Source organism: Aquabacter spiritensis, assembly GCF_004346185.1.
Lineage (GTDB): Bacteria > Pseudomonadota > Alphaproteobacteria > Rhizobiales > Xanthobacteraceae > Aquabacter > Aquabacter spiritensis.
This window is the reverse complement of record NZ_SMAI01000001.1, coordinates 189,088-212,157: the sequence shown is the minus strand read 5'-3', so window position 1 is coordinate 212,157 and position 23,070 is coordinate 189,088. Positions and strand designations below refer to the sequence as shown.

The window sequence follows — 23,070 nt, the reverse complement described above, 5'->3', positions numbered from 1 at the left end:
ACAAAAATCCCCATTCAATGGCCTTGCACTGGGACCGGAGCACAGCGATGACTCAGTCGACCCTCAGACTCGTCGAAGGTTCCTCAATGGATAAGACGAAGGCACTCGACGCCGCGCTGTCTCAGATCGAGCGGCATTTCGGCAAAGGCTCCATCATGCGGCTCGGCAAGGGCGGCAAAGTGATGGAGGTGGAGAGCATCTCCTCCGGCTCGCTCGGCCTCGACATCGCGCTCGGCATCGGCGGTCTGCCCAAGGGACGGGTGGTCGAAATTTTCGGCCCCGAATCCTCCGGCAAGACGACTCTGGCTCTTCACTGCGTGGCGGAGGCGCAGAAGAAGGGGGGCGTCTGCGCGTTCATCGATGCCGAGCATGCGCTCGACCCCGTTTATGCCCGCAAACTGGGCGTCAATCTCGACGATTTGTTGATCTCGCAGCCTGACACCGGCGAGCAGGCACTCGAAATTTGCGACACGCTCGTGCGGTCAGGGGCGATCGATGTGCTCGTGGTCGATTCGGTGGCGGCTCTTACTCCCCGTGCGGAACTCGAGGGGGAGATGGGGGAGAGCCAGCCCGGCCTGCAGGCGCGGCTGATGAGCCAGGCGCTGCGCAAGCTGACCGGGTCGATCTCCAAGTCCAACACCATGGTGATCTTCATCAATCAGATCCGCATGAAGATCGGCGTGATGTACGGATCGCCGGAGACCACGACCGGCGGCAATGCGTTGAAATTCTACGCCTCGATCCGACTCGACATCCGCCGCATCGGCATGATCAAGGAGCGCGACGAGGTGGTCGGCAACCAGACCCGCGTCAAAGTGGTGAAGAACAAGCTCGCGCCGCCTTTCAAGCAGGTCGAGTTCGACATCATGTATGGCGAGGGCGTTTCGAAGACCGGCGAACTGCTCGACCTCGGGGTGCGGGCCGGGATTGTGGAGAAGTCCGGATCCTGGTTTTCCTATGACAGCCAGCGGCTCGGTCAAGGGCGCGAAAACGCCAAGACCTTCCTGCGTCAGAATGCCGAGATTGCCGGGCGGATCGAGGCCGCGATCCGGCAGAATGCCGGGCTGATCGCCGAGCAGATTCTGACGGGCACGCCGGAGGCGGACGAGGATGGCGATGTGATGGACGCCTGAGCCCCGGCGGCCCCGTATCCGGGCGCGAGGCCGTGGGAACGCGGCGGTGTCCTGGTTCGCGCCGACCGTCGCGTCGTGGCACCTCCGGACGAGCGGATTTCTGGACAAGCGGAAACGGCATCGCTAAAGGGTCGGATCCCCTTTGCGGTGCCGGTCGTGGCATCCGGGAGGGGCGGCGGGACGAAGGGTGCGCCCGCGCTCCAGCGGTGATGGTGAGCGACAGATGAGCGGCGTCAACGAGATCCGGTCGACCTTCCTCGACTATTTCGTCAAGCAGGGTCACGCGGCGGTACCGTCTTCGCCGCTTGTGCCGCGCAACGATCCGACCCTGATGTTCACCAATGCCGGCATGGTGCAGTTCAAAAACGTCTTCACCGGCGTCGAGAAGCGGCCTTATGTCCGCGCGGTGACGGCGCAGAAATGTGTGCGGGCGGGCGGCAAGCACAACGACCTCGACAATGTCGGCTATACGGCCCGGCATCACACCTTCTTCGAAATGCTCGGCAATTTCTCTTTCGGCGACTATTTCAAGGACCGCGCGATCGAGCTCGCCTGGAACCTCGTCACGCGCGAGTTCGAACTGCCCAAGGACCGGCTGATCGTCACCGTCTATTCCGAGGACGACGAGGCGCATGCGCTGTGGAAGAAGATTGCCGGCCTCCCCGACGATCGCATTATCCGCATCGCCACGTCCGACAATTTCTGGGCGATGGGTGATACCGGCCCGTGCGGCCCCTGCTCGGAAATCTTCTACGATCACGGTCCGCACATTCCCGGCGGCCCCCCGGGTTCTCCCGATGCCGATGGTGACCGCTTCATCGAGATCTGGAATCTCGTCTTCATGCAGTTCGAGCAACTCCCGGGGGGGGAGCGCGTCGCGCTGCCGCGGCCCTCGATCGATACCGGCATGGGGCTCGAGCGCATCTCCGCCCTGCTCCAGGGAACGCACGACAATTACGAAACCGATCTGATGCGGGCGATCATCGCCGAGGTGGCCGAGCTGACGGGCGTGTTGCCCGACGGACCGCAGAAGGCGAGTCACCGGGTCATCGCGGATCATCTGCGTGCTTCGGTGTTTCTCACCGCGGACGGGGTGCTGCCTTCCAACGAGGGGCGCGGCTATGTCCTGCGGCGGATCATGCGGCGCGCGATGCGCCATGCCCAATTGCTCGGTTCCCGCGATCCGCTGATGCACCGTCTGGTGCCGATCCTGGTGCGCGAAATGGGGCGGGCCTATCCCGAGATCGTGCGTGCGGAAACGCTCGCCGCCGAGACGCTGCTGCTGGAAGAGCGCCGGTTTCGCCGCACCCTCGAGCGCGGCCTCGGCCTCTTGGAGGAAGAAAGCGCAGACCTCTCCGCCGGAGACCGGTTTCCCGGCGATGTCGCCTTCAAGCTCTACGACACTTATGGTTTCCCGCTCGATTTGACGGAGGATGCGCTCCGGGGACGCGGAATTCAGGTCGACACGGCCGCCTTCGACGCGGCCATGGCCCGCCAGAAGGCCGATGCCCGCGCGGCTTGGCAGGGCTCGGGCGAGGCGGCCACTGATACGGTTTGGTTCGCGGTTCGCGAGCGCGAGGGGGCGACGGAGTTTCTCGGCTACGACACGGAGAGCGCCGAGGGCGTTGTTCGCGCTTTGGTGCGCGATGGTGTCGAGGTGGACGCGCTGCGCAGCGGAGAGACCGGTCTGGTGGTTCTGAACCAGACGCCGTTCTACGGTGAATCGGGCGGGCAGGTCGGCGATACCGGCCTGATGGTCGGAGAGGATGTGCGGGCGACCGTGCTCGGCACCCAGAAGAAGCTCGGCGACGTGTTCGTTCACGAGGTGCAGGTGTCCGACGGCGTCTTGGCGCGCGGCACCGCGCTCGCGCTCGAAGTCGATCATGCGCGGCGCGCCGCGGTTCGGGCGAACCATTCCGCGACCCATCTGCTGCATGAAGCGCTGCGTCGGGTGCTCGGCGATCACGTCGCCCAGAAAGGCTCGCTCGTCGCCCCGGACCGGCTGCGCTTCGATTTCTCCCACCCCAAGCCTTTGTCCGCCAACGAATTGGCCGAGGTCGAGGAGATCGCGAACGGCTATGTGTTGCGGAATGAGCCGGTCGACACCCGGTTGATGGCGGTCGACGATGCCATCGCCTCCGGCGCCCGGGCCTTGTTCGGAGAAAAATACGGGGAGGAGGTCCGGGTCGTCTCGATGGGCACGGATGCCGGAAACGGCGCGCCGTTTTCGATCGAGCTTTGCGGCGGCACCCACGTCGCGCGCACCGGTGACATCGGACTTGTTTCCGTGGTCGGAGAAAGTGCGGTCGGGGCCGGCGTCCGACGCATCGAGGCCCTGACCGCCTCCCAGGCCCGGCATCACCTCAATGCTGCGAACGCCGCCCTTCAGGGCGCCGCCGCCGCGCTTCGGGTTTCGGTGGGCGACGTGGAAGCCCGCGTTGCCGCCTTGATGGAGGAGCGCCGCAAGCTCGAGCGCGACCTGTCCGAGGCGCGCCGCAAGCTGGCGATGGGCGGCGGCGAGGAGAGCGGCCCGGCGGTGGTCCAGGTTGCCGGCATTTCCTATCTGCGTATCGCCGTCAGCGGGGTGGATCCAAAGGACCTGAAGGCGATCGTCGATCAAGGCAAGGCCAAGATCGGCTCGGGTGTGGTCGCGGTGGCGAGCACCTCGGCCGACGGGAAAGGGGCCCTCGTCGTCGGGGTGACCGCGGATCTCACCAGCCGGTTCGACGCGCAAAAACTGGTGCGCACCGGCGTTGAAGTCCTCGGGGGCAAAGGCGGCGGCGGTCGGGCCGACATGGCGCAGGGGGGTGGCCCGGACGGCGCCAAGGCCGAAGCCGCCCTTGCTGCGATCGAGGCGGCGCTCGCCGCCTAACCGGCGCAAACCGCTCTCGCTCGTGGAGCGCGTGCAACCGCCTCGCGGCGCAGAAACCGCCAGACGGCGTCGGGGAGACCGGATCCCGCGCGCCGCCTTCTGCCTTAAGCCGGGGCGAGGTCGATGAGGCGGATCGCTTCCTGGAGCGCGGCGCGCGCCTGGGCGAGGGTCGCGTCGCGCAGATCGCCGCCGGTCTCGTTCGGGAGCGGACAGCTGACATGGACGTTGGTGAGCTTCAACAGGCTCGGCGTGGCGCCGGGCTTGACGAAGGAGAGGACGGCCTTGTCCTGGACCACATCGATGCTCATGCTGTGGATCTTCATAGCCGACATCGCGAGTTCCCCCTCGGCGAATTGACGAATCATCCTACACCACAACCCGCTTCGGCCGAAACGGATTGGCCCGCGTAGCGCACCGTTTCTGCGCGCTGTGCGGCTATCGAAAGACTGCTCTCTTCCTCGCATGCATCCGATCGGCGGCGCCCATCTCTGCGTTCGGTGTCGCGGCCGTCGTCATCGGCGGTTCGGATTTGAAGGGAGGAGAGCTTGGGGTGGCAGGCGCTGCCGATTTGATCCCGAAGCTGAAACGCATGTGCTGAGATGAGACCTTCCGGTCTGAACGGACGTGGGGTCGGCTGAGATCAGCGGCCGGTCCACCGGGCTGCGGCGGTATCGTCCTCCACCTTGGCAGCGACCCAATCGCCGACGGCGCCGCGCTCCTCCTTCTTCCAGAAGGGCGCCTTGGTCTTCAGCCAATCCATGAGGAACTCGGCGGCGGAAAACGCCGCCGCGCGATGCGCGGAGGCGGTGACCACGAGAACGATGGGTTCGCCGGGCACGATGCGTCCGAACCGGTGCACGATGCGCGCACCGGTCAGGGGCCAGCGCCCCCGCGCATCGTCGATCAGGCGATCCATCTCGGCTTCGGCCATGCCGGGATAATGTTCGAGAATGAGAGCGGAGAGCGGCGCGCCTTCCGTGCTCCGGTCTGCCCGGCAAAGGCCGCAAAACGTGACCACGGCGCCGACATCGCCGTCGCCGGAGAGCGCCGCGATCTCGGCCGCGGTGTCGAACGGCGCGGCTTGGACACGAACGGCGAACGGCGCAGGCCGATCCATGCTCAACCACCGGTCATGGGCGGGAAGAAGGCGATTTCGCGCGCCCCCGCGAGAAGTGCATCCGGCTTGACGTGGCGCTTGTCGAGCGCCGCCCGGACCAGTTTGGGATCCGAGAAGGCGTGCGCGTAAGCGGCGTCCCGGCCGGCGAGCCAATGCGCGAGGTCACCGACCGTCGCGACCTCGGGAGGCGGCTCGATCTCTTCCTCCGCCCGCCCGATGCGCTCGCGCAGCCATGCGAAATAGAGGACCCTCATTCGTCGTCCTCCACCAGATGCCGCGCCCCGGCATGGAAATAATCGTATCCGGTGTAAAGTGTCAGGACCGCCGAGATCCAGAGAAGGGTCAGCCCGGCCAGGCTGACGCCGGGCACGAGCCGGTCGCCGGCCGGTCCGGCAAGCAGGAAGCCCACCGCCACCAATTGCAGAGCCGTCTTCCATTTGGCGAGCCGAGAGACCGGAACGCTGACACGAAGTTCGGCAAGGAATTCGCGCAGGCCGGAGACCAGGATCTCGCGGCACAGGATGATGATGGCGGCCCAGAGCGACCAACCGCGGATCGTGCCGTCCGAGGCGAGCATCAGCAGACTGGTCGAGACCAGGAGCTTGTCGGCGATCGGATCGAGCATCCGGCCGATGGCGGATTGCTGCGACCAGGCGCGGGCGAGATAGCCGTCGAAAAAGTCCGTGACGGCGGCGGCGATGAACAGGCCGAACGCCACCCAGCGCAGCCATACGCCGCCATGCAGAATATCCGCCCAGAACAGGCAGGCCGCCACCAGCGGAACCGCCGCGCAGCGCGAATAGGTCAGGATGTTCGGAAGCGAGAACGCACGGCTGCGCCCGCTCCGGACGGAGGGCTGGGAGGCGGATTTTGTCGCGGCTTCTGCCATATCGGACGGTCATGCGGTTGTGCGCCGGGCCAGCCGGCTGGGACGAGATCAGCATGCACCGCGAAGCGGGCAGGGTCGAGGCGGCTGCGGGCGGAGCTTACGCAGGCGGGTGGGTGTGGAAATAGCCGTAGATCGCCTGCGCCGTCGAGGCATTGATTCCATCGACCTGTTCGAGATCGGCGAGCGAAGCGCGTTCGATCGCCTTCAAGGTGCCGAAATGGCGCAGGAGCGCACGCTTTCGCGCAGGACCGACGCCGGGAATCGCTTGCAGTCCCGCTTCCGTAATGTCCTTGCGTCGCCGCGCCCGGTGCGAACCGATGGCGAAGCGATGCGCCTCGTCGCGCAGGCGCTGGACGAAGTAGAGCACCGGGTCCCGCGGTTCCAGCCGAAACGGAGGGCGGCCGGGCAGATGGAACAGTTCGCGGCCCGCCTCGCGATCGAGTCCCTTGGCGATGCCCACGATCGGGACGTCTGTGACCCCAAGTTCCGTCGCCACCGCCAAGGCCGCGTTGAGCTGGCCCTGACCGCCATCGATCAGGACCAGATCCGGCCACGGCGTCGCCTCTTCTGCGGGGGGGGCTTCGCCGCGCGGGGCCTCCTTCAGCAGCCGGGCGAAACGGCGGCGCAGCACTTCGCGCATCATGCCGTAATCGTCGCCGGGGGCGAGATCGGCGGAGCGGATGTTGAATTTGCGATATTGGCTCTTCAGGAAGCCTTCCGGGCCGGCGACCACCATCCCGCCCACGGCATTGGATCCCATGATGTGGGAATTGTCGTAGACCTCGATGCGGCGCGGCGGCGCCGGCAGAGCGAAGGTCTGGGCGAGGCCCTCCAGCAGGCGCGTCTGGGTTGCGGTTTCGGCGAGTTGGCGGCCCAGCGCCTCACGGGCATTCTGCAGCGCATGGTCGACGAGGTCGCGCTTTTCGCCACGCTGCGGCGCCGTCAGTTCGACCCGGTAGCCGGAACGCTCCGAGAGCGCTTCGGCGATCAGGGCCTGTTCCTCCACCGCATGGCTGAGCAGGACCAGGCGCGGACAGGGTTTGTCCTCGTAGAACTGGGACAGGAAGGCGCCGAGCACCTCGGCTTCCGACAGCGAGCGGTCGGCGCGCGGATAATAAGCCCGGTTGCCCCAATTCTGGCCGGTCCGGAAAAAGAACACCTCGATGCAGGTGGCGCCGCCCTGCTGGGTACAGGCGAACACGTCCGCCTCCTCCACCGACCGGGGATTGATGCCCTGGCTGCCCTGCACCGCAGAGAGCGCGGCGAGCCGGTCGCGCAGGCGGGCCGCCCGCTCGAATTCCAGCGCCTCGGCCGCCGTTTCCATCTCCCGCGCCAATTCCTCTTTGACGGTGCGCGAGCGCCCCGAGAGGAAGCCCCGCGCCTCGCGCACCAATTCGGCATAATCGGAATGGTTCACCTCGCCGGTGCAGGGGCCGGAGCAGCGTTTGATCTGGAACAACAGGCACGGTCGGGTGCGGTTCTCGTAATAGCTGTCTGTGCACGAGCGTAGAAGGAAGGCGCGCTGCAGCGCATTTATGGTGCGGTCGACCGCCCAGACGCTCGCAAACGGCCCATAATAATCCCCCGGCCGGCTGCGGGCGCCGCGGTGCTTCACGATCTGCGGCGAGACATGGTCGGCGGTGATGAGGATATAGGGGAACGATTTGTCGTCCCGCAGCAGCACGTTGAAGCGGGGCTTGAGCTGCTTGATGAGATTCGCTTCGAGCAGCAGCGCTTCGGGCTCGGAGCGGGTCGACACGAACTCCATCTCGCAGGTCGCGGCGATCATACGCGCGATGCGGTTGGTATGCCCGACCGGCCGGGTATAGCTGAGGATCCGCTTCTTGATGCTCTTGGCCTTGCCGACATAGAGCACCGCCCCGTCGGCGGCGATCATGCGGTAGACGCCGGGTCCGGTCGGCGCGTGCTTGGCGGCGCGGGCGATGGCTGCCCGCCCATTGGCGAGGGACCCCTCGGCGACCGCCTCCTCGTCGGCCGGCGCCACCAGCAGACACGCCTCCTCGCTTCCGCCGTCCTCGTCGAGGGCGGGCGGGATCTCGGGAAGGTCGTCGGACGGGGGAGCCGGGGGGCGGGCGATCATGGCCGCAAGGTAGGGGGTCGCACCGCCGTCGACCAGGGGCCGGACGGTCGAAGGCCGGGGACGGCCGCCTTCACCGGCCATTCACCATGCTTTCTCACCGGCGGTTCACCATAGCTGCGCATTGTCGGGCGCCGCGCGTCAGCGGCCAGAATTCCTTTGCGATTTGGGCCGCACTTTGTCTCAGACGCGCGGCCTCGGCCGTCTGGGTTCGGAGAGGAGTGGAGGATGAGAGACCGTCTCGTGGCGGGTCTGGCGGTGCTGGGCGCTTGCGCGTTGCCGGCCGCTGCCGCCGCCGACATGAACACGAATTACGGTTACGGCTACGCGCCGGCCGCGGCGGCGCCGATGTCGTGGACCGGGTTCTATATCGGTGCGAACGCCGGCTATGGCTGGGGCAGCGCCAACCGCTTCTCGCCCGGTGGTTTCCTTGGCGGACTGCAGGCGGGCTACAATTGGCAATTCGCCGGATCACCCTTCGTGATCGGCGTGGAAACCGACTTCGACTGGGCCGGAATCAGCGACGGTGCGTACAGCCTGAATTATTTCGGCACGGTGCGCGCGCGGCTCGGTTTCGCCTTCGAGCGGTTCCTCGCTTACGGCACATTGGGCTTCGCCTATGCGGGCGGAGAGTATGAAGTGGCGGGTCTGAGCAACAGCCAGAGCCATGGCGGGTGGACTCTCGGGCTCGGTGGGGAGTTCGCTCTCGACCGAAACTGGAGTGCGCGCGCGGAATATCTCTACGTTGATCTTGGTAGTTCCACCTACAGTTCTTTGATTGGACCTGCCTCAATCGGCTATGACGGCAGCATTCTTAGAGCTGGTGTGAACTATCGTTTCTAGTCTATTAAAGCCCGGTTAGGCTCGGAAGGGCAGGCGTGCAAAGGATTTGTGACCAGTCTTGAACGGATTTGTGTTCGGATATAGACTGTTAACCACATTCCTGCCGCGTTTTCTTTCCACGGGTGTTGCAGCCGGGTGACAGACGACCAAGCCGGTGCGGTGTATGTTCCGCTCCATCGTGTTTCGTATCCAAATGAAGGGTGTATCAATGTTGAAGCGCGCTCTCGCCGGGGTTTCGGCCCTGGCCCTCCTCGGCGGTGCCGCCTCTGCGGCCGACCTCGCCACCCGGTATCCGGTCAAGGCGCCGGTGGTGGTTCCGGTCTTCTCCTGGACCGGCTTCTATATCGGCGGCAACATCGGCTGGGGCTGGCTGAACAACGACGTTCTGTACTCGCCCAGCTACGGCATTCCGGCGACCTCTATCAACGTCGGTAGCGGCAACGGGTTCCTCGGCGGTCTGCAGGCCGGCTACAACTGGCAGTTCGCCAACAACGTCGTGCTCGGCGTCGAGGCGGACGTGGAATGGACCGACCTCGGCTCCACCAGCGTCCTGATCGCCCCGGCGGTCGGCTCGGTTGCGGGCAGCCTGGACGTGTTCGGCACGATCCGTGCCCGCGCCGGCTATGCCTTCGATCGCGTCCTGCCGTACATCACCGGCGGCGCGGCCTGGGGAACGTCCGACTACGGCAATATCGGTGGCGTGAGCCTCTCCCAGACCACCTGGGGCTGGACGATCGGTGCGGGCGTCGAGTACGCCTTCACGAACAACATCACCGCCAAGCTCGAGTATCTCTATGTCGACCTGATCGGCAAGACCTACACGATCCCGTCCACGCTCGGCTCGATCGAGACGGACAACGACATGAGCGTCCTCAAGGTCGGTGTGAACTACAAGTTCTGATCGCCGTCCTTTCCGGACCTGAGGTAGACCCCGGGCGAAAGCCCGGGGTTTTTCTTTGCCCTCACGTCGCGGAACATCTCCTTCGGCGGGACGTTGGCGGATCACGGAGAGACCTTGCCGTCGCCATCACTTCGCCGCTTCCGGGTCATCGGCTTGCCGGTCTGGCGCGGCAACGTTCCCGCTGGACTAAGGTGAGGTGCGTTGATGAAATCGGTTCTTCTCGCGGGGGTCGCCCTCGGGGCCTTGGCAGCGGGTCCCGCATTGGCGGCGGACCTCGGCCGCGCTCCGGCGGCGATGAATGCGCCAGTCGGGACGGCTTCGCCCGTTTTCTCCTGGACCGGATTCTATATCGGCGGCAATGCCGGTTATGCGTGGGGGACCGGCAAGGATGCCGCCGATCTCTACGGGCTCGAGCCGGATGGATGGCTCGTCGGCGGTCAGGTCGGATATAATTACCAGTTCGTGAACAATGTGCTGGTCGGCGTCGAGGCGGACATCCAGGGCGGCGACGTCACGGGCGGTGCGACCGGCGTGTCCAGCAAACTGGATTATTTCGGTACCGTGCGCGCCCGGCTCGGCTATGCATTCGATCGCGTGCTGCCTTATGTGACCGGCGGTCTCGCATATGGCCGCAACACGATCACGGATTTCGGCCTGTCGTCGTCCAACACCCATGTCGGATGGACCGCGGGCGCCGGCATCGAATACGCGCTCACCAACAACTGGACCGCGCGCGCCGAATATCTCTACACGGATCTCGGCTCGAAAACCTATGACAATATCGGTGCGGATGCCGGGGTAAGCGCCTCGACCGCCCGGCTCGGTGTCAATTACAAATTCTAATTCGCCGCCCGCGCGCGACTCGGGGAGGCGGCGCATGCACGCCTCCGAATGCGCGGCTTACCGGCAGCTGAAGACGGCGCTGGTGTAGAAACGGCGGGTGCTGGGGTCGGTGGCCGCCGCCTTGCGTGTCGCGGCCCGCAGCGTGCAGCTGTGCACCGCCCGCGGGATCGCCTTTTGAAGCGCAAGGCCGCCTTCATAGCCGCAGGTCACGACGGCTGCATAGTCCGGTTCCGCCTTGCCCTTTTGCCAGATCGTATAGATCAGGGGCTGACCCGGCTTGGCGGTTTCGGCATTGTCCGCCATCCCGCTCATGCGTTCGCCCTTGGCGTCGGCCGGAGGTGTCACATCGGCTTCGATGAGGCGGGCCGAGGCTGGAGCGAAGCCCGGGGTCCAGCCGGACATATCGAATTCCTTTCCCTCGAACGACAGCTGCGCGACGCCTTGATAGGTCAGGTCAAGGGTCGGTGGGCACGCCACGTCGAAGCCCTGCGCACCCTGCGGTTGAGCGAATGCCGAGGGGCCCGCAAGGAGCAGCAGGGCGGCGATAGCGCAGAGGCGCGTGCATCTCATGTTTCATCTCCCCATAAGCGGGTCGGACGGCGCTTCACGGCGGCGGTCAGCGGCACGTGAAGGATGCCGTGCCCATGCCCCAGCCCTCGCCGCCGTCTTTGCTCCGCTCGATCGCGGCGGAGCAGCCCTTCACCTTGGACACAGCGCGCGTGAGCACGACGCCAGCTTCATAGACGCATGCGACGGTGACATCGGTCGGCGCGGCGAACGTCCAGTCGATCCGCCGCTTTCCCTTCTCCGTCCCTTTCAAGGGCGTTGTCTCGCCGCTGCGAAACAGGGCGATGTCCTGGAGCCAGGTCTGCGAGGAGGTCTCGCCGCCGACGACCAGGGAAAAGTCCGAGATCTGGCCGGTGTCTGCCGCCTTTGCCGCGACGGTCTTCAGGCGCGAAGGGCAGGGCAGGGCCTGCGCCTGTGCCGCCGTTGCCCAAAGAGTCCCTATGAGCGACAGCACGAGGATATGTGATCTATGGGTCATATCGGCCACTCCACCGAGCCCGATGCTTATACCGTATAGTTCAAGCCGCTCCGGCCGCCATCGATGAAAATCGTCTCCCCCGTTATGTAGCTCGCTTTGTCGCTGGCGAGGAAGACGACCACGTCTGCGACCTCGCGCGGTTCGCCGATTCGGCCGAGCGGGGTGCGGGACAGCACCCGGCGCATCGCCGTCTCGTCGCTTGCGACACCGCGCATCATGTCCGTCATGATCGATCCCGGCCCGACCGCATTCACCCGGATGCGGTGAGGCGCCAAAGCAAGGGCGCTCGCTTTGGTGAGCTGGCCCACGCCGCCTTTCGACGCGCAATAGGCGGTGATTCCGGGAATCGCGAGCACGGCATTGACCGAGGAGAGGTTGACGATGCTGCCGGGGATCTCCAGTGCCACCATGCGGCGCGCCACCGCCTGCGTCATCAGGAAGGTGCCGCCGAGATTTACCGCGAGAACCGCTTGAAACGCCGCATAGTCGAGGGACAGCACGTCACCTGAAAGCGTCATTCCGGCATTGTTGACGAGGATCGAGACCGGGCCCAAGGCTGTCTCCGCCGCTTGTACCGCCGCCGTCACCTGGGCGGGATCCGACACGTCGCACACGAGCGGAACCACATGCGCGCCGCGGTCGTGGGCGGCGGCCTCGGCACCTGCGCGATTGCGATCGAGGAGGGCGACGCGCGCCCCGGCTGCGATCAGCGCGTCCACGCAGGCGAGGCCAATTCCCTGCGCGCCGCCGGTGACGATGGCCGTGCGTCCGTCGAGATCCATCTTCGCCTCCTGTGTGGGCCGCCCCGGCCGGCACCGCATTCCGGGGCGCTCGCGTCCGGTCATGATTTTGCCCAGCGCTGGATAATTGGCCTTGGCCGCGAAGTCGAGGCGCCGCGAATATCGACGAAATGCGGCGCGGTGGCTGCCAAAGTGGGGGCGCCGCAAGAGTGCACGCCTTCGGGACACGGCCCATGACGGCTCGCCACGTCCTATGGGCCGGCTGGACACGCACCGATCAGATTGCGTCGCAAGCCGATCGGATCGGGTCTTAGAACCGGGTCGTGAGCCGGGTCAGCCACGCGGGCGAAAGATCCACGAGGCCGGCCTCGATCCGTTTGTCGAGGCCGGTGAGGATGAGGAGCCCGACCGCGAGCAGCAGGGTGCCGAGGACCAGTCTTCCGCCCCGCGCGGCCCGCGCGAGCCGGTCGCGCGAGCCCAGAAGTACGTCGCGGGAGACGAGGCCGAGAAGCAGGAGCGGCGCTGCCGCCCCGAGGCCGAAGGCGAGCATGATCACCGCCACCGCACCGAGGTCGCGGCCCTGTGCCGCGAGCACGGAAGCAGCGCCGAGTGTCGGCCCCACGCACGGGGTCCAGACCGCGCCGAGAAGAAGACCCAAAGCGAACTGTCCCGCGAGGCCGGTCGCCGAGAATCCCCCGAAGCGCCGGTCCGCCCAGGCCGCCACCGGCCCGGCGGCGGTTGCGAGCCGGGCGTGAAACTGCGGGACAAGCAGGACGATGCCCAGGGCGGAAAGCAGGGCTGCGGCGATCAGGCGGAACACGCCCGCATCGAGCCCGATGGCGAATCCGATCGTGGCGACGAACAGGCCGATGACGACGAAAGAGAGCGCGACCCCGCCAGCCAGCGCGACGGGACCGAGCCGGTGCTGCGAGACCGCCGCTCCGAGCACGAGCGGCAGGAGCGGCAGCACACACGGGGACAACGTGGAGAGAAGACCGGCAAGAAAACCGAGAAGTGCGTCGCCCGGCGCCACGCGGCTCGTCCTACTTGCCGACGGCCGACCTCACCAAGGCGGCGATCGAGGCTGGATTGGTGTCGCCGACCGAGCGGCCGGTTTCCGTCTTTCCCTGAAACGCCACGAGCGTGCTCTGGCTCTGGGCCCCCAACTCGCGCACGACTGCCTTCTGGGTGTCGAAATCCACCGCGAAGATGAAGAGGGATGTGTTCTCGGGCTGGGCGGCGAGCGCGGCGAGGATCGGTTTCTGCGCCCGGCAGGTCGGGCACCAGGGCGCCGTAACTTCCACCAGAATCGGCGCCCCCGACGCCTGCGCCCCCTTGAAGCTGGCCGCATCGTAGGGCCGGACCTCCGCCGCATGGGCGCGCCCCACCGGCGCCAGCGTCAGAAAGGCCGCCAGAGCGCCGAGCATGGCCCACGTCACGGCGAAGGGACGATCCATGATATTCTCCTTGAACTCCCGTGCTCATTTTTTTGAGCAATCGCTCTAGAAAGACAATGGGACGCGGGGTAGGTCAAGGTCACGTTTCGGGGAGGCCAATGGGACGACGCCGCGAATTCGACGAGGAGGAGGCCCTCGATGCCGCCATCGCCTGCTTCTGGCAGAGCGGCTATGGCGCGACATCGGTGCGTGACCTCGCCCATCGGATGGAGATTGGCGGCGCGAGCCTTTATCATGCCTTCGGCGACAAGCGGGGGCTGTATTCCAGCGCGCTCCAGCGCTATCTCGATCTTTCGTCGCGGCGCCGCGTGGCTTCGCTGGACGCGGCCGCGGAGCCGCTCGCCGCGCTTCACGCTTTCTTCGGCGATCTCGTCGCCGCGTCCGTTGCCGATCCGCGCGGCTGCCTGCTGATCAATTCCGCCATCGAGGTCGCCCCGCTCGACGCGGCGTTGGGGGCGGATATCCGCGCGGCGCTCGATGAGGTCGAGGGCGGCCTGCGGCGGACGCTCGAACGGGCGCAGCGGGACGGGTCGCTGGATCCCGGCGCGAATTGCCAGGATCTCTCCCGGCGGTTGCTCTCCGCCATCGTCTCGATTCGCGTGCTCTCGCGCGTGCCGGTGGATCGCGCGACCCTCGAATCGATCGCGCGGTCGGCCTTGCCGCCGGTGGCGCGCTGACCGGCGCGCATGCGCGGGCGATCATCCTCGACTCCCCAGAGGGGGAATTGTGGCCCCCCCGACTCGAAGTCCCATCGAGTGCCCGGTTATTATGTCGCCCGGCTCAGGGTATCCGGGCGGTTCTGGCCGTTCAGCACAGAGCCGGCGACGCGCGCTCCCATCGCCATAGCGGACTCCAACCGCCGGCATGTCCTTTACGGGATCCCTGTGCTCCATCCTGGCCTGCGGTCAGGCCCACAGGACGTCGGAGAAGGCGATCAGCCGAAATCGATTTGTGCAACCAGCCCTGACCCATCGCTGCGATTCCGGAGCGAAAGGCGCGCGCCGATCCGCCGAGCGGCCATGTCCGCAATGGTGAGGCCAAGTCCGGTTCCCCCAGGCGCTCCGATGGCGCGACTTTGCCGGCCGCGATAGAATCGCTGACGCACCAGGTCCAGTTCGTCGGCGGGAATGCCGGGGCCGTCATCCTCGACGCGAAGGCTGCGCCCCGTCGGGTCCAATGTCCACGTCACGGTCCCTCCCGCGGGGGAATGGGCGAGCGCGTTCTCGTGCAGGTTCCGAAGCAGCGAAGCGAGGGCGTCTCGGTCCAGTGTCTTCGATACCGCGTCCAGACCTGGGGCGACGCGCACGTCGACGGCGTCCGGCCGCGGGACTGTCGCGACCACATCGCGCACCGCCGCCCCGAGCGAGATGGCGGCGACGGGGCCGCCGGCGCCCGGCTCCAGGCGCGCGAGAGCGAGCAATTGGCGGACGAGGCGACCGGTACGATCGACCGATACGAGAATCTGGCGGAGGGCATTCTCCCGGATCGTCGCGTCCTCAGCCATCAGCGCGACCTGTGCCTGGGTCTTCAGCCCGGCGAGCGGCGTGCGGAGCTCGTGCGCAGCGAAGGCCGTGACGTCGCGCTCGTGCCGGCGGGCCGTTTCCACTTTTGCGAACAAGCCGTTGAGCGCTCCGATCAGAGGTCGGATTTCAACGGGGGCACCGCCCGGTGGCACCGGACGCATGTCCTCGCCTTCACGGCGGGCAATTTCCTCCGCCACGCGCCGCAGCGGCCTCAGACCTTGGCCGAGGCTGATCCAGATCAGCAGGCCCAGAATGGGCATGGCCAGCAGAGCTGGCGCGGCGAGCCCCGTCGCCAGATCGCGCACCAGCTTGTCCCGGAGTCCGATCCGATCGCCCACCACGACGCGAACGCCCTTCTCGGGATCGACGATGGTGTAGACGCGCCAGACTTCGCCATCGACCTTCCGATCCGAGAAGCCGTCGCGCTCGCCTCCCATCGCACCATCGGGCGCGCCGCTCGATTGGGCGATGAGGCGTCCGCTCAAGGACCAGATCTGACACGACAGCTGGCGCTCGTAATCGCCCGGCAAGCCAGGGGAGATCGTTCCAACCGCCGCATTCGACCCGGCGTCCTCGCCCCGCGTCGCCACCAGGGAATGCACCATGCGCGCCGCTTCCTGGAGCCGGGTATCGAGCACGCGCTCGAGCTCGCTGCGGCTGCCAATGGTGATCCAGGCTGCGGCGCAGACCCAGATGAGCCCGGTGGCGGCGATCAGGATGACGAACAAGCGTCGGCGCAGAGATGTCACGGCACGATCCGCATGCGATAGCCGAGGCCCCGCACGGTTTCGATGGCATCCCGGCGGAGCTTGGTGCGCAAATTGTGAATGTGAACCTCGACGGTGTTGCTCTCCACCTCTTCCTGCCAGCCATAAAGCCGGTCTTCGATTTCGGCCTTGGCGCGAACGACGCCCGGCCGCTCCATGAGCATCGCCAGAACGGCGAATTCGCGACGTGACAGCGTCACGGGCTGCCCTTCGAGCCGGACGGCGCGCAATGCCGGGTCGAGTTCGACCGCTCCGTAGCGCAGAAGGGGAGTGGCGCGGCCCCCGCCGCGTCGAACCAGCGCGCGCAGCCGGGCCGCAAGCTCGTCGAGATCGAAGGGCTTGCCGAGATAGTCGTCCGCGCCGGCATCGAGGCCGCGCACCCTGTCCGGGGCGTCGTCGAGCGCGGTGAGCAAGAGGACCGGCGTGCGGTCGGCGGCGGCCCGCATGCCGGCCAAAACGTCGAGCCCCGATCCGTCCGGCAGCATCAAATCGAGGACGAGGGCGTCGAAGGTTGCGGAGGCCAACGCCGCTTGGGCGTCGGCGCAGGTCGATACCGCATCGACCGTCAGACCGGCCAAAGTGAGTCCGGCCCGTACGCCGTCCGCCAGTACGGGATCGTCCTCGACCAGAAGAATCCGCATCACGATGAGTTCATCCTCGCCGCATCCTGTCTCGCCAGCATCCGTGGCGAGCTTAAGGCTGGCTTAAGCTGCGGAGACGACCGGTGCACCGCGATAATTAAGGAGCGGCGCATTGACGGGGTGGAGATATCTGATGCTCAGGCTGTCGGCGCCGCTTGCGATGCTGGCCTGCCTCTCGATGGCCGGCGCCCTCGCCGCCGAACCGGGGTCGTATTTCGAATCGCTCCGCAAGGGTGCGGAGACGCGGCAGCCCTTCGCCTTGTCCGTCGCACGTGGCGCGTCGGGAGACCTTCAAGTCCGATGGGCGATCCGGCCCGGCACGTATCTCTATCGCCATAGCCTCCACGCGACCAGGAATGGCCAGCCCGTCGCGCTCACGCTTCCGGCCGGCGCGCCGAAGGACGACCCGACATTCGGTCATGTCGAGATTTATCAGCGCGATCTCATGGCGCGGGTCCGGGATCCGGGGGGCGATGGCCGGCTCGAAATCGCGTTCCAGGGCTGTTCTGAGGCGGGGATCTGCTATCCCCCGCAATTGGGGCGGATCGATCTCTCGACCCTCGCCGTGCAAACCGTATCGCCGCCGCCGGCTGCGGATAGGCTGGAGCAAAGCGATCGCCAGCCCGAGCGGGCGAACAGGCATGCATTCGCCGCGGCTGGGTCGCCGGCGAACACCGGTGCGCCGACGCCCCCTCCGGAGACGGCCGCTCTGTTCGGCGCCGGTCTCGGATGGGCGTTGGTGGCCTTTCTCGGCTTCGGGCTGCTGTTGGCGCTCACACCCTGCATCTTCCCGATGATCCCAATCCTTGCAGGCATTCTCGCCCGTTCGGGAGATACGCTGACGCGGCGGCGCAGCCTCGCTCTGACTGTGGTCTATGTCTTGGCTATGGCCAGCGCCTACGGCTTGGTCGGCGCCGTGGCGGGGTGGTCGGGCGCGAACCTGCAGGCGGCGCTCCAGACGCCCCTTGCGCTGGGTCTGACGGCTGCCGTGTTCATCGCGCTTGCTCTGTCGATGTTCGGCCTGTTCGAGCTCGCACTTCCACCGCGCCTCGCGGGCCGGCTTGCGGGGCGGGGAAAAGGCGGCTCGCTCGGCGGGGCGGCGCTTCTGGGATTCGGCTCGGCCCTGATCGTCGGGCCTTGCGTGACGCCGCCGCTCGCCGGCGCGATGCTTTATGCGGCTTCCACCGGGGACGCCGCTGCCGGCGCCGCCGCGCTGTTCATGCTCGGGCTCGGCATGGGACTGCCCTTGATTCTCGTGGGTGTGTTCGGCCCGTCGCTCCTGCCGAAGGCCGGCTTGTGGCTGGTCCGTGTGAAACAGGCCTTCGGCGTAATTTTCCTCGCCGTCGCCATCCTGCTCGCCGGCCGGCTGCTGCCGCCTCCCCTCACGCTGGCTTTGCTCGGAGTGCTCTTGATTTCCGCCAGCGTCTATTTCGGTGGGTTCGACAGGCTGACCGAGACCAGCGGAGCTGCAGCGCGACTGGTGAGAGGCGGCGGGATGGCGGCGGCGCTCTACGGCGCGACGCTGATCGTGGGCGCTGCCGGCGGCGCAGAGGATCCCTTGCGGCCGCTGGCTTTCCCCTCCGCCGCCGCGGTGGCTTCGGACCTCCGGTCGTCGGGCCGTCACGTGGCGGATTCCGTCTCCTTCGACGCGGCGGTCGCGCGGGCCTCGGGCGCGGGGCCGATCCTGGTCGATTTCACCGCAGACTGGTGCTCCGTCTGCAAGGCCAATGCGGCGGTGATGGCCTCGCCCGCGCTCCAACCGCGTCTTGCCGGCCTCGCACAGGTCACGGCGGACGTGACCACGTACGACACGGCGACGCGCGCGCTCATGGAACGGTTCGACGTCGTCGGGCCGCCCACGATGTTCCTGCTCGACGCGCAAGGCCGCGAGATCCCGGGCACGCGCATGATCGGTGCGGTGTCGGCGGAGGACATCGCCCGACGGCTGGACGCCGCCGGAGCTTAGCGCGCCCCCGCCTCCATCCCATTCTCCCTCGCCACAGGAGTGTCTTCATGCAGCGACGGCAATTCATCATGCTCGCTTCGGGCGTCGCCGCCTCCGGCCTCGCAACCCTCGGCCCAGCGCCCGCCGGCGCCCAAAGCGTCGATGTGGAGGCCATTCTGCGCGATCCCGCGGCGCCCACGGGGGGCAATCCGAAGGGCGATCTCACGGTCGTCGCCTTCCTCGACTACAATTGTCCCTTCTGCAAGAAGGCGGCGCCCGACCTCGCGCGCGCCGTGCGCGAGGATGGCAAGGTCCGCCTCGTCTACAAGGACTGGCCGATTTTGACGGAAGCCTCGGTGTTCGGGGCACAGCTCGCGATTGCCGCCAACTACCAGGGCGCTTACGAAAAAGTGCATCGGGCCTTGATGGCGGTTCCCGGTCGCGGCGTCGGAAAGGCGCAGATGCTGAAGGCCGTGCAGGCGTCCGGCGTCGATCTCGCGCGGCTCGATGCCGATTTGAAGGCCCATGCCGACGATATCAGCGCGCTGCTCAGGCGCAATCTCGCACAGGCGGACTCGCTCGGGCTTCAAGGCACGCCGACCTATCTGGTCGGACCTTTCCGAACTTCCACCCTGGATTATGCCACCTTCAAGGAGGCCTTCGCCGAAGCGCGGCGTCGCCAGGCGGCGGAGTGAGCGGCAGATGCCTGCTTTGTCTTCTTCCTTCGTCCGTCGCCTGACGCGGCGTGGTCGCGCATGGTCGTTCATCGCCCTGTCGCTGGGGCTCGCTGCCTGCGTATCGCAGCCGAACATTGCTCCATCCGCTGCGCTTCCGGATCCGCAAATCGCGGCGTTCGCGCCCCTCTATGCCGCTCTTGACGATGGTGGGTTTCACATCCCCGGCGTTGTCGCCGACGATCTCGACCTGCGCAACAGGCGGACCCTGGTCGACAATCCCACCGGCCAACCCCCTGGCACGGTCGTGGTCGATCCCAAGAACCGCTCCCTCTATCTGGTGCAGGAGAACGGCAAAGCGTTGCGGTACGGCGTCGGCGTCGGGCGGGAGGGCTTGGAATTTTCCGGTACGGCGGAGGTGGCCTACAAGCGCGCGTGGCCGCGCTGGACCCCGACCCGGGACATGATCGCGCGGGAGCCGGACAAATACGGGAAATGGTCGGGCGGCATGCAGGGGGGCGAGAGCAACCCGCTGGGGGCGCGGGCGCTTTATCTGTTCAAGAACGGCAAGGACACGCTCTACCGCATCCATGGCACCAACGAGCCATGGTCGATCGGAGAGGCGGTTTCCTCCGGCTGCATCCGCATGATGAACCAGGATGTCATCGACCTCTACGGCCGGGTTCCGGACGGCGCGAAGGTGGTGGTGCTTCCGGGCTGACACAGAGGATCGGCGTCACCTTGCGGCCCGCATGCAGGCGCGGACCGCTGTCCAAGGGCGTGCTGATCAAGGGTGCGGGAAAATCCCGTCCCTCAAGCGGTTCGTGCCGTCATCGCCGCGCGCTTCGCTTTCTCGATCCGTCCATTGACGATCCGCGAGAGCGCGACGATGACCAGGATGGTTGCGGCATAGGCCAGAACCTGCATGCCCGTCGGTTCGGCGCGATACCCGATCAGCGTGCGCAGAACGCGTCCCACCGCGCTGTCGTCGGCGAGCAGCCAGTTCGTGTTCCACACGGGGTCGGACAGCGACTGGATGAAGCCGGCATCCTGAAGAATGCCCACCGATTGCGCGGCAAGCCCTGCTGCCAGCAGGGTGATGAGGATTGTCGTGGTCTTGAACAGGTGTTTGACCGGGATCGCCACCAGCCCCCGATAGAGCACGAAGGACACGGCAGCGCCGGCAAGCACGCCGAGGGCGAAGCCGATCGCGACGTTCAGCGCGGATTCGCCGCTCACTGCGATGCCGTACATGAACAGCACGATCTCGACGCCTTCGCGCAGGACCGCCATGCCGACGACGATGCCGAGCGCCGCGAGGGGCTTACGGCCTTCCTTCACGTCCCGTCCGACGGCCTTCATCTCCAGGACCATTTCTTTGCCGTGGCTGGCCATCCAGACGACCGTCCAGACCAGCATGATCACCGCCACGGCGAGAATGGCGGCGTTGAGCAATTCCTGGCCCGAGCCGTCGAACAAATTGGAGATCTGTTCCGCAAACAGGGCGATGACGCCCGAGCCGACGATGCCGCCGGCGATGCCGGTCCAAATGACCAGGCCTCGGCCCTTGATGCCTTCTGACGCGGCGAGCATCACGCCGACGATCAGTCCGGCTTCAAGCACTTCACGGAAAACGATGATCAAGGCTGCGAGCATTGGGCTCCCCGGGCTGTGCCGAGGCCGCGGCGGGCGCACCTCGACGTTCGGCCCCCGCCGGCCGTCCCCCACACGACAACAAGAGCTTTTCGAACCTGAACCTACGAAAGCTTGTTCACCTGCTGGTACACCCGGATCTTCAACCTGTCACTGGAATGGACATTCCATTGGAGCTATTCGAAACAACGCTACGTTAGGGAATGTCCGCGAGGAGGAACGCGTCGAATGACGCCGAGCTCAGCCCGCGTCTCGAACCATCATCTTGTCGCCGCACGGTTTATCATGGCGCGGCTGACGGTCGCAGACTTCCCGCCGATCTGCCGCCCACTCGTCCGGTAGGCAAAATGCCCCTATGCTTTCAGACGTCGCGTGTAATTGCGGCGCCTAAGATAGAACAATTCCATTATTTTCCAGCAATCTTGTCGCTGTGCCCACGCAGCGGCTAGGGTACCGGAGGATGCTTCGTGCGGGGGATTGCACGGCATCTCCGCGCGCCGTGCGCGCCCGCCGGCCATTGCCGGGGACCTTACTTTCGGGAGTTGAACCATGCGCGCGCCTATCGCCGCCGCCGTCTTCGCCATCGCCTTCGGATTGGCCGCGCCCGCCGTCGCCCAGTCCGGCGGCGCGCCAACGGCAAAACCCGCTGCTGCGGCGCCGTCAAGTCAGGCCGCTGCGCCGAAGCCACGCGCGGTCATCGTGCACTACGCCGACATGGCGCAGGCGATGTACACGAATTCCTATCTCGCCGCGAAGGAGATGCAGACCGCGATCTCCGCCTTCCTCGCCGCACCCAGCGCCGAGACCCACAAGGCCGCCCAGGCGGCTTGGCGCAAGGCGCGCGACCCCTATCAGATCACCGAGGCCTTCCGGTTCGGAAATCCGGTGGTCGACGATTGGGAAGGCAACGTGAACGCCTGGCCGCTCGATGAGGGCCTTATCGACTATGTCGACACCAAGACCTACGGCACCTCGTCCGACGAGAACCCGCTCTACACCGCCAACATCATCGCCTCGAAATCGTTGCGGATCGGCAAGAAGACGATCGATCTGACCAAGATCACCCCCGCTCTGCTGCATCAGCTCAATTCCGCCGCCGGCGTGGAAGCCAATGTCGCGAGCGGCTGGCATGCGATCGAGTTCCTGCTCTGGGGCAAGGATCTTCATGGCACCGAGCGCGGCATGGGCGAGCGGCCGTGGACCGATTACGATCGCGGCGCCGGCTGCACCCACGGCAATTGCGCCCGCCGCGGCGATTATCTGCGGGTCGCCACCGACACCCTCGTCGCGGACCTGAAGGAAATGGCCGACGATTGGGGGCCGAAGGGCAAGGCCCGCGTGGCGCTCCTGAAGAAAAAGGACAAGCCCGCGCTGGCCGTCATCTTCACCGGGATCGGCTCGCTCTCTTATGGCGAACTCGCCGGCGAGCGCATGAAGCTCGGTCTCCTGCTGCACGATCCCGAGGAGGAGCACGACTGCTTCTCCGACAACACCCACAACTCGCATTATTACGACGAGGTCGGCATCCAGGATGTCTATTACGGCCGTTTCACCAAGATCGACGGGACCACGATGAGCGGCCCCTCGGTCGCCGATCTGGTGCGCGCCACCGATCCCAAGATCGCCGACGAGATCGACGCCAAAATGGCTGCCGCGCTCGCGGCCCTGAAGGTGATCAAGGACAGCGCCGACAGCGGCGACATGTATTACGACATGATGCTCGCCGAGGGGAACGAGAAGGGCAACAAGATGATCCAGGACGGCGTGGACGCCCTGGTGGCCCAGGCTCATGCCATCGAGCGCGGAGTCGCGGCGCTGAAGATCCAGATCAAGGTCGAGGGGTCCGACAGCTTGGACAATCCCGACGCTGCGAAGAAGAAATGAGGGCGGCGGGGATGCACCCGCGCCGCCGTTCGCTCGTCTGCAACA

23 protein-coding genes are annotated in these 23,070 nt (G+C 66.4%); 10 read left to right on the top strand and 13 right to left on the bottom strand.

The annotated features are described in order from the left end of the window. Positions 1-47: 47 nt before the first annotated feature. Together recA and alaS are read left to right on the top strand one after the other, a co-directional pair. Positions 48-1,133 carry a recombinase RecA gene (gene recA, locus EDC64_RS01060; RefSeq protein WP_132028776.1) on the top strand — a complete coding sequence of 362 codons (1,086 nt, stop codon included), beginning with the start codon at positions 48-50 and terminating at the stop codon, positions 1,131-1,133. A 223-nt stretch (positions 1,134-1,356) separates the two neighbouring features. After that, positions 1,357-4,005 carry an alanine--tRNA ligase gene (gene alaS, locus EDC64_RS01055; protein WP_132028773.1) on the top strand — a complete coding sequence of 883 codons (2,649 nt, stop codon included), beginning with the start codon at positions 1,357-1,359 and terminating at the stop codon, positions 4,003-4,005. A 104-nt stretch (positions 4,006-4,109) separates the two neighbouring features. Here alaS and EDC64_RS01050 read toward each other — a convergent pair whose 3' ends face one another. The 5 genes from EDC64_RS01050 to uvrC all read right to left on the bottom strand — a co-directional run bounded on the left by EDC64_RS01050 (position 4,110) and on the right by uvrC (position 8,193). Then, positions 4,110-4,313, bottom strand: a complete 204-nt coding sequence (locus tag EDC64_RS01050; RefSeq protein WP_132028770.1) for a hypothetical protein — start codon at positions 4,311-4,313, stop codon at positions 4,110-4,112. 332 nt (positions 4,314-4,645) lie between these two features. Further along, positions 4,646-5,122 (bottom strand): molybdenum cofactor biosynthesis protein MoaE, encoded by a 477-nt coding sequence (locus tag EDC64_RS01045; RefSeq protein ID WP_132028768.1) that lies wholly within the window; start codon positions 5,120-5,122, stop codon positions 4,646-4,648. Between the two features lie 2 nt (positions 5,123-5,124). Continuing rightward, complete coding sequence (gene moaD, locus EDC64_RS01040) at positions 5,125-5,376, bottom strand: molybdopterin converting factor subunit 1 (RefSeq protein ID WP_132028765.1); 252 nt, start codon at positions 5,374-5,376, stop codon at positions 5,125-5,127. Next, the gene (gene pgsA, locus EDC64_RS01035; protein ID WP_132028762.1) at positions 5,373-6,011 is read right to left on the bottom strand and encodes a CDP-diacylglycerol--glycerol-3-phosphate 3-phosphatidyltransferase; all 639 of its coding nucleotides are present in this window, start codon (positions 6,009-6,011) and stop codon (positions 5,373-5,375) included. The genes moaD and pgsA overlap by 4 nt, the downstream gene beginning before the upstream one ends. 97 nt (positions 6,012-6,108) lie before the next feature. Next, positions 6,109-8,193, bottom strand: a complete 2,085-nt coding sequence (uvrC, locus tag EDC64_RS01030; RefSeq protein ID WP_245504477.1) for an excinuclease ABC subunit UvrC — start codon at positions 8,191-8,193, stop codon at positions 6,109-6,111. 144 nt (positions 8,194-8,337) lie between these two features. On the opposite strand from uvrC, the gene EDC64_RS01025 reads away from it, so the two are divergent. The 3 genes from EDC64_RS01025 to EDC64_RS01015 all read left to right on the top strand — a co-directional run bounded on the left by EDC64_RS01025 (position 8,338) and on the right by EDC64_RS01015 (position 10,696). Further along, positions 8,338-8,952 (top strand): outer membrane protein, encoded by a 615-nt coding sequence (locus EDC64_RS01025; RefSeq protein WP_132028759.1) that lies wholly within the window; start codon positions 8,338-8,340, stop codon positions 8,950-8,952. A 208-nt stretch (positions 8,953-9,160) separates the two neighbouring features. Further along, a complete protein-coding gene (locus tag EDC64_RS01020) occupies positions 9,161-9,853 on the top strand; it encodes an outer membrane protein (RefSeq protein WP_132028756.1) in 693 nt (230 codons plus the stop codon). 204 nt (positions 9,854-10,057) lie between these two features. Then, complete coding sequence (locus EDC64_RS01015; protein ID WP_132028753.1) at positions 10,058-10,696, top strand: outer membrane protein; 639 nt, start codon at positions 10,058-10,060, stop codon at positions 10,694-10,696. A gap of 57 nt (positions 10,697-10,753) precedes the next feature. On the opposite strand, the gene EDC64_RS01010 is transcribed toward EDC64_RS01015, so the two are convergent. The 5 genes from EDC64_RS01010 to EDC64_RS00990 all read right to left on the bottom strand — a co-directional run bounded on the left by EDC64_RS01010 (position 10,754) and on the right by EDC64_RS00990 (position 13,938). After that, positions 10,754-11,266 carry a hypothetical protein gene (locus EDC64_RS01010; protein ID WP_132028750.1) on the bottom strand — a complete coding sequence of 171 codons (513 nt, stop codon included), beginning with the start codon at positions 11,264-11,266 and terminating at the stop codon, positions 10,754-10,756. A 46-nt stretch (positions 11,267-11,312) separates the two neighbouring features. Beyond that, positions 11,313-11,741 (bottom strand): STY0301 family protein, encoded by a 429-nt coding sequence (locus EDC64_RS01005; protein ID WP_132028746.1) that lies wholly within the window; start codon positions 11,739-11,741, stop codon positions 11,313-11,315. Between the two features lie 26 nt (positions 11,742-11,767). After that, positions 11,768-12,523, bottom strand: a complete 756-nt coding sequence (locus tag EDC64_RS01000; protein WP_132028743.1) for an SDR family NAD(P)-dependent oxidoreductase — start codon at positions 12,521-12,523, stop codon at positions 11,768-11,770. A gap of 268 nt (positions 12,524-12,791) precedes the next feature. Next, on the bottom strand, positions 12,792-13,514 hold the full coding sequence (locus EDC64_RS00995; RefSeq protein WP_132028740.1) for a cytochrome c biogenesis CcdA family protein: 723 nt from the start codon (positions 13,512-13,514) through the stop codon (positions 12,792-12,794). 10 nt (positions 13,515-13,524) lie between these two features. Further along, positions 13,525-13,938, bottom strand: a complete 414-nt coding sequence (locus EDC64_RS00990) for a thioredoxin family protein (protein ID WP_245504476.1) — start codon at positions 13,936-13,938, stop codon at positions 13,525-13,527. 98 nt (positions 13,939-14,036) lie between these two features. Between EDC64_RS00990 and EDC64_RS00985 the strand changes: the two genes are divergently transcribed. Then, the gene (locus tag EDC64_RS00985; RefSeq protein ID WP_165933594.1) at positions 14,037-14,615 is read left to right on the top strand and encodes a TetR/AcrR family transcriptional regulator; all 579 of its coding nucleotides are present in this window, start codon (positions 14,037-14,039) and stop codon (positions 14,613-14,615) included. Between the two features lie 257 nt (positions 14,616-14,872). Here EDC64_RS00985 and EDC64_RS00980 read toward each other — a convergent pair whose 3' ends face one another. Then, entirely contained in the window at positions 14,873-16,210 is a 1,338-nt protein-coding gene (locus tag EDC64_RS00980) for an ATP-binding protein (protein WP_132028734.1), read from the bottom strand. Beyond that, positions 16,207-16,869 carry a response regulator gene (locus EDC64_RS00975; RefSeq protein ID WP_132029958.1) on the bottom strand — a complete coding sequence of 221 codons (663 nt, stop codon included), beginning with the start codon at positions 16,867-16,869 and terminating at the stop codon, positions 16,207-16,209. The genes EDC64_RS00980 and EDC64_RS00975 overlap by 4 nt, the downstream gene beginning before the upstream one ends. 133 nt (positions 16,870-17,002) lie before the next feature. Here EDC64_RS00975 and dsbD point away from each other — a divergent pair, with 133 nt between their 5' ends. The 3 genes from dsbD to EDC64_RS00960 are packed head-to-tail and all read left to right on the top strand — an operon-like array spanning position 17,003 to position 20,209. Then, on the top strand, positions 17,003-18,835 hold the full coding sequence (gene dsbD / locus EDC64_RS00970; RefSeq protein WP_132028731.1) for a protein-disulfide reductase DsbD: 1,833 nt from the start codon (positions 17,003-17,005) through the stop codon (positions 18,833-18,835). A gap of 47 nt (positions 18,836-18,882) precedes the next feature. Beyond that, positions 18,883-19,509 carry a DsbA family protein gene (locus tag EDC64_RS00965; protein ID WP_132028728.1) on the top strand — a complete coding sequence of 209 codons (627 nt, stop codon included), beginning with the start codon at positions 18,883-18,885 and terminating at the stop codon, positions 19,507-19,509. A 7-nt stretch (positions 19,510-19,516) separates the two neighbouring features. After that, the gene (locus EDC64_RS00960) at positions 19,517-20,209 is read left to right on the top strand and encodes a L,D-transpeptidase (RefSeq protein ID WP_132028725.1); all 693 of its coding nucleotides are present in this window, start codon (positions 19,517-19,519) and stop codon (positions 20,207-20,209) included. A 92-nt stretch (positions 20,210-20,301) separates the two neighbouring features. Here the strand turns inward: EDC64_RS00960 and EDC64_RS00955 are convergent, their stop codons facing one another. Beyond that, positions 20,302-21,144 carry an FTR1 family iron permease gene (locus tag EDC64_RS00955; protein WP_132028722.1) on the bottom strand — a complete coding sequence of 281 codons (843 nt, stop codon included), beginning with the start codon at positions 21,142-21,144 and terminating at the stop codon, positions 20,302-20,304. 546 nt (positions 21,145-21,690) lie between these two features. On the opposite strand from EDC64_RS00955, the gene EDC64_RS00950 reads away from it, so the two are divergent. Further along, entirely contained in the window at positions 21,691-23,025 is a 1,335-nt protein-coding gene (locus EDC64_RS00950; RefSeq protein WP_132028719.1) for an imelysin family protein, read from the top strand. Positions 23,026-23,070: the final 45 nt, after the last annotated feature.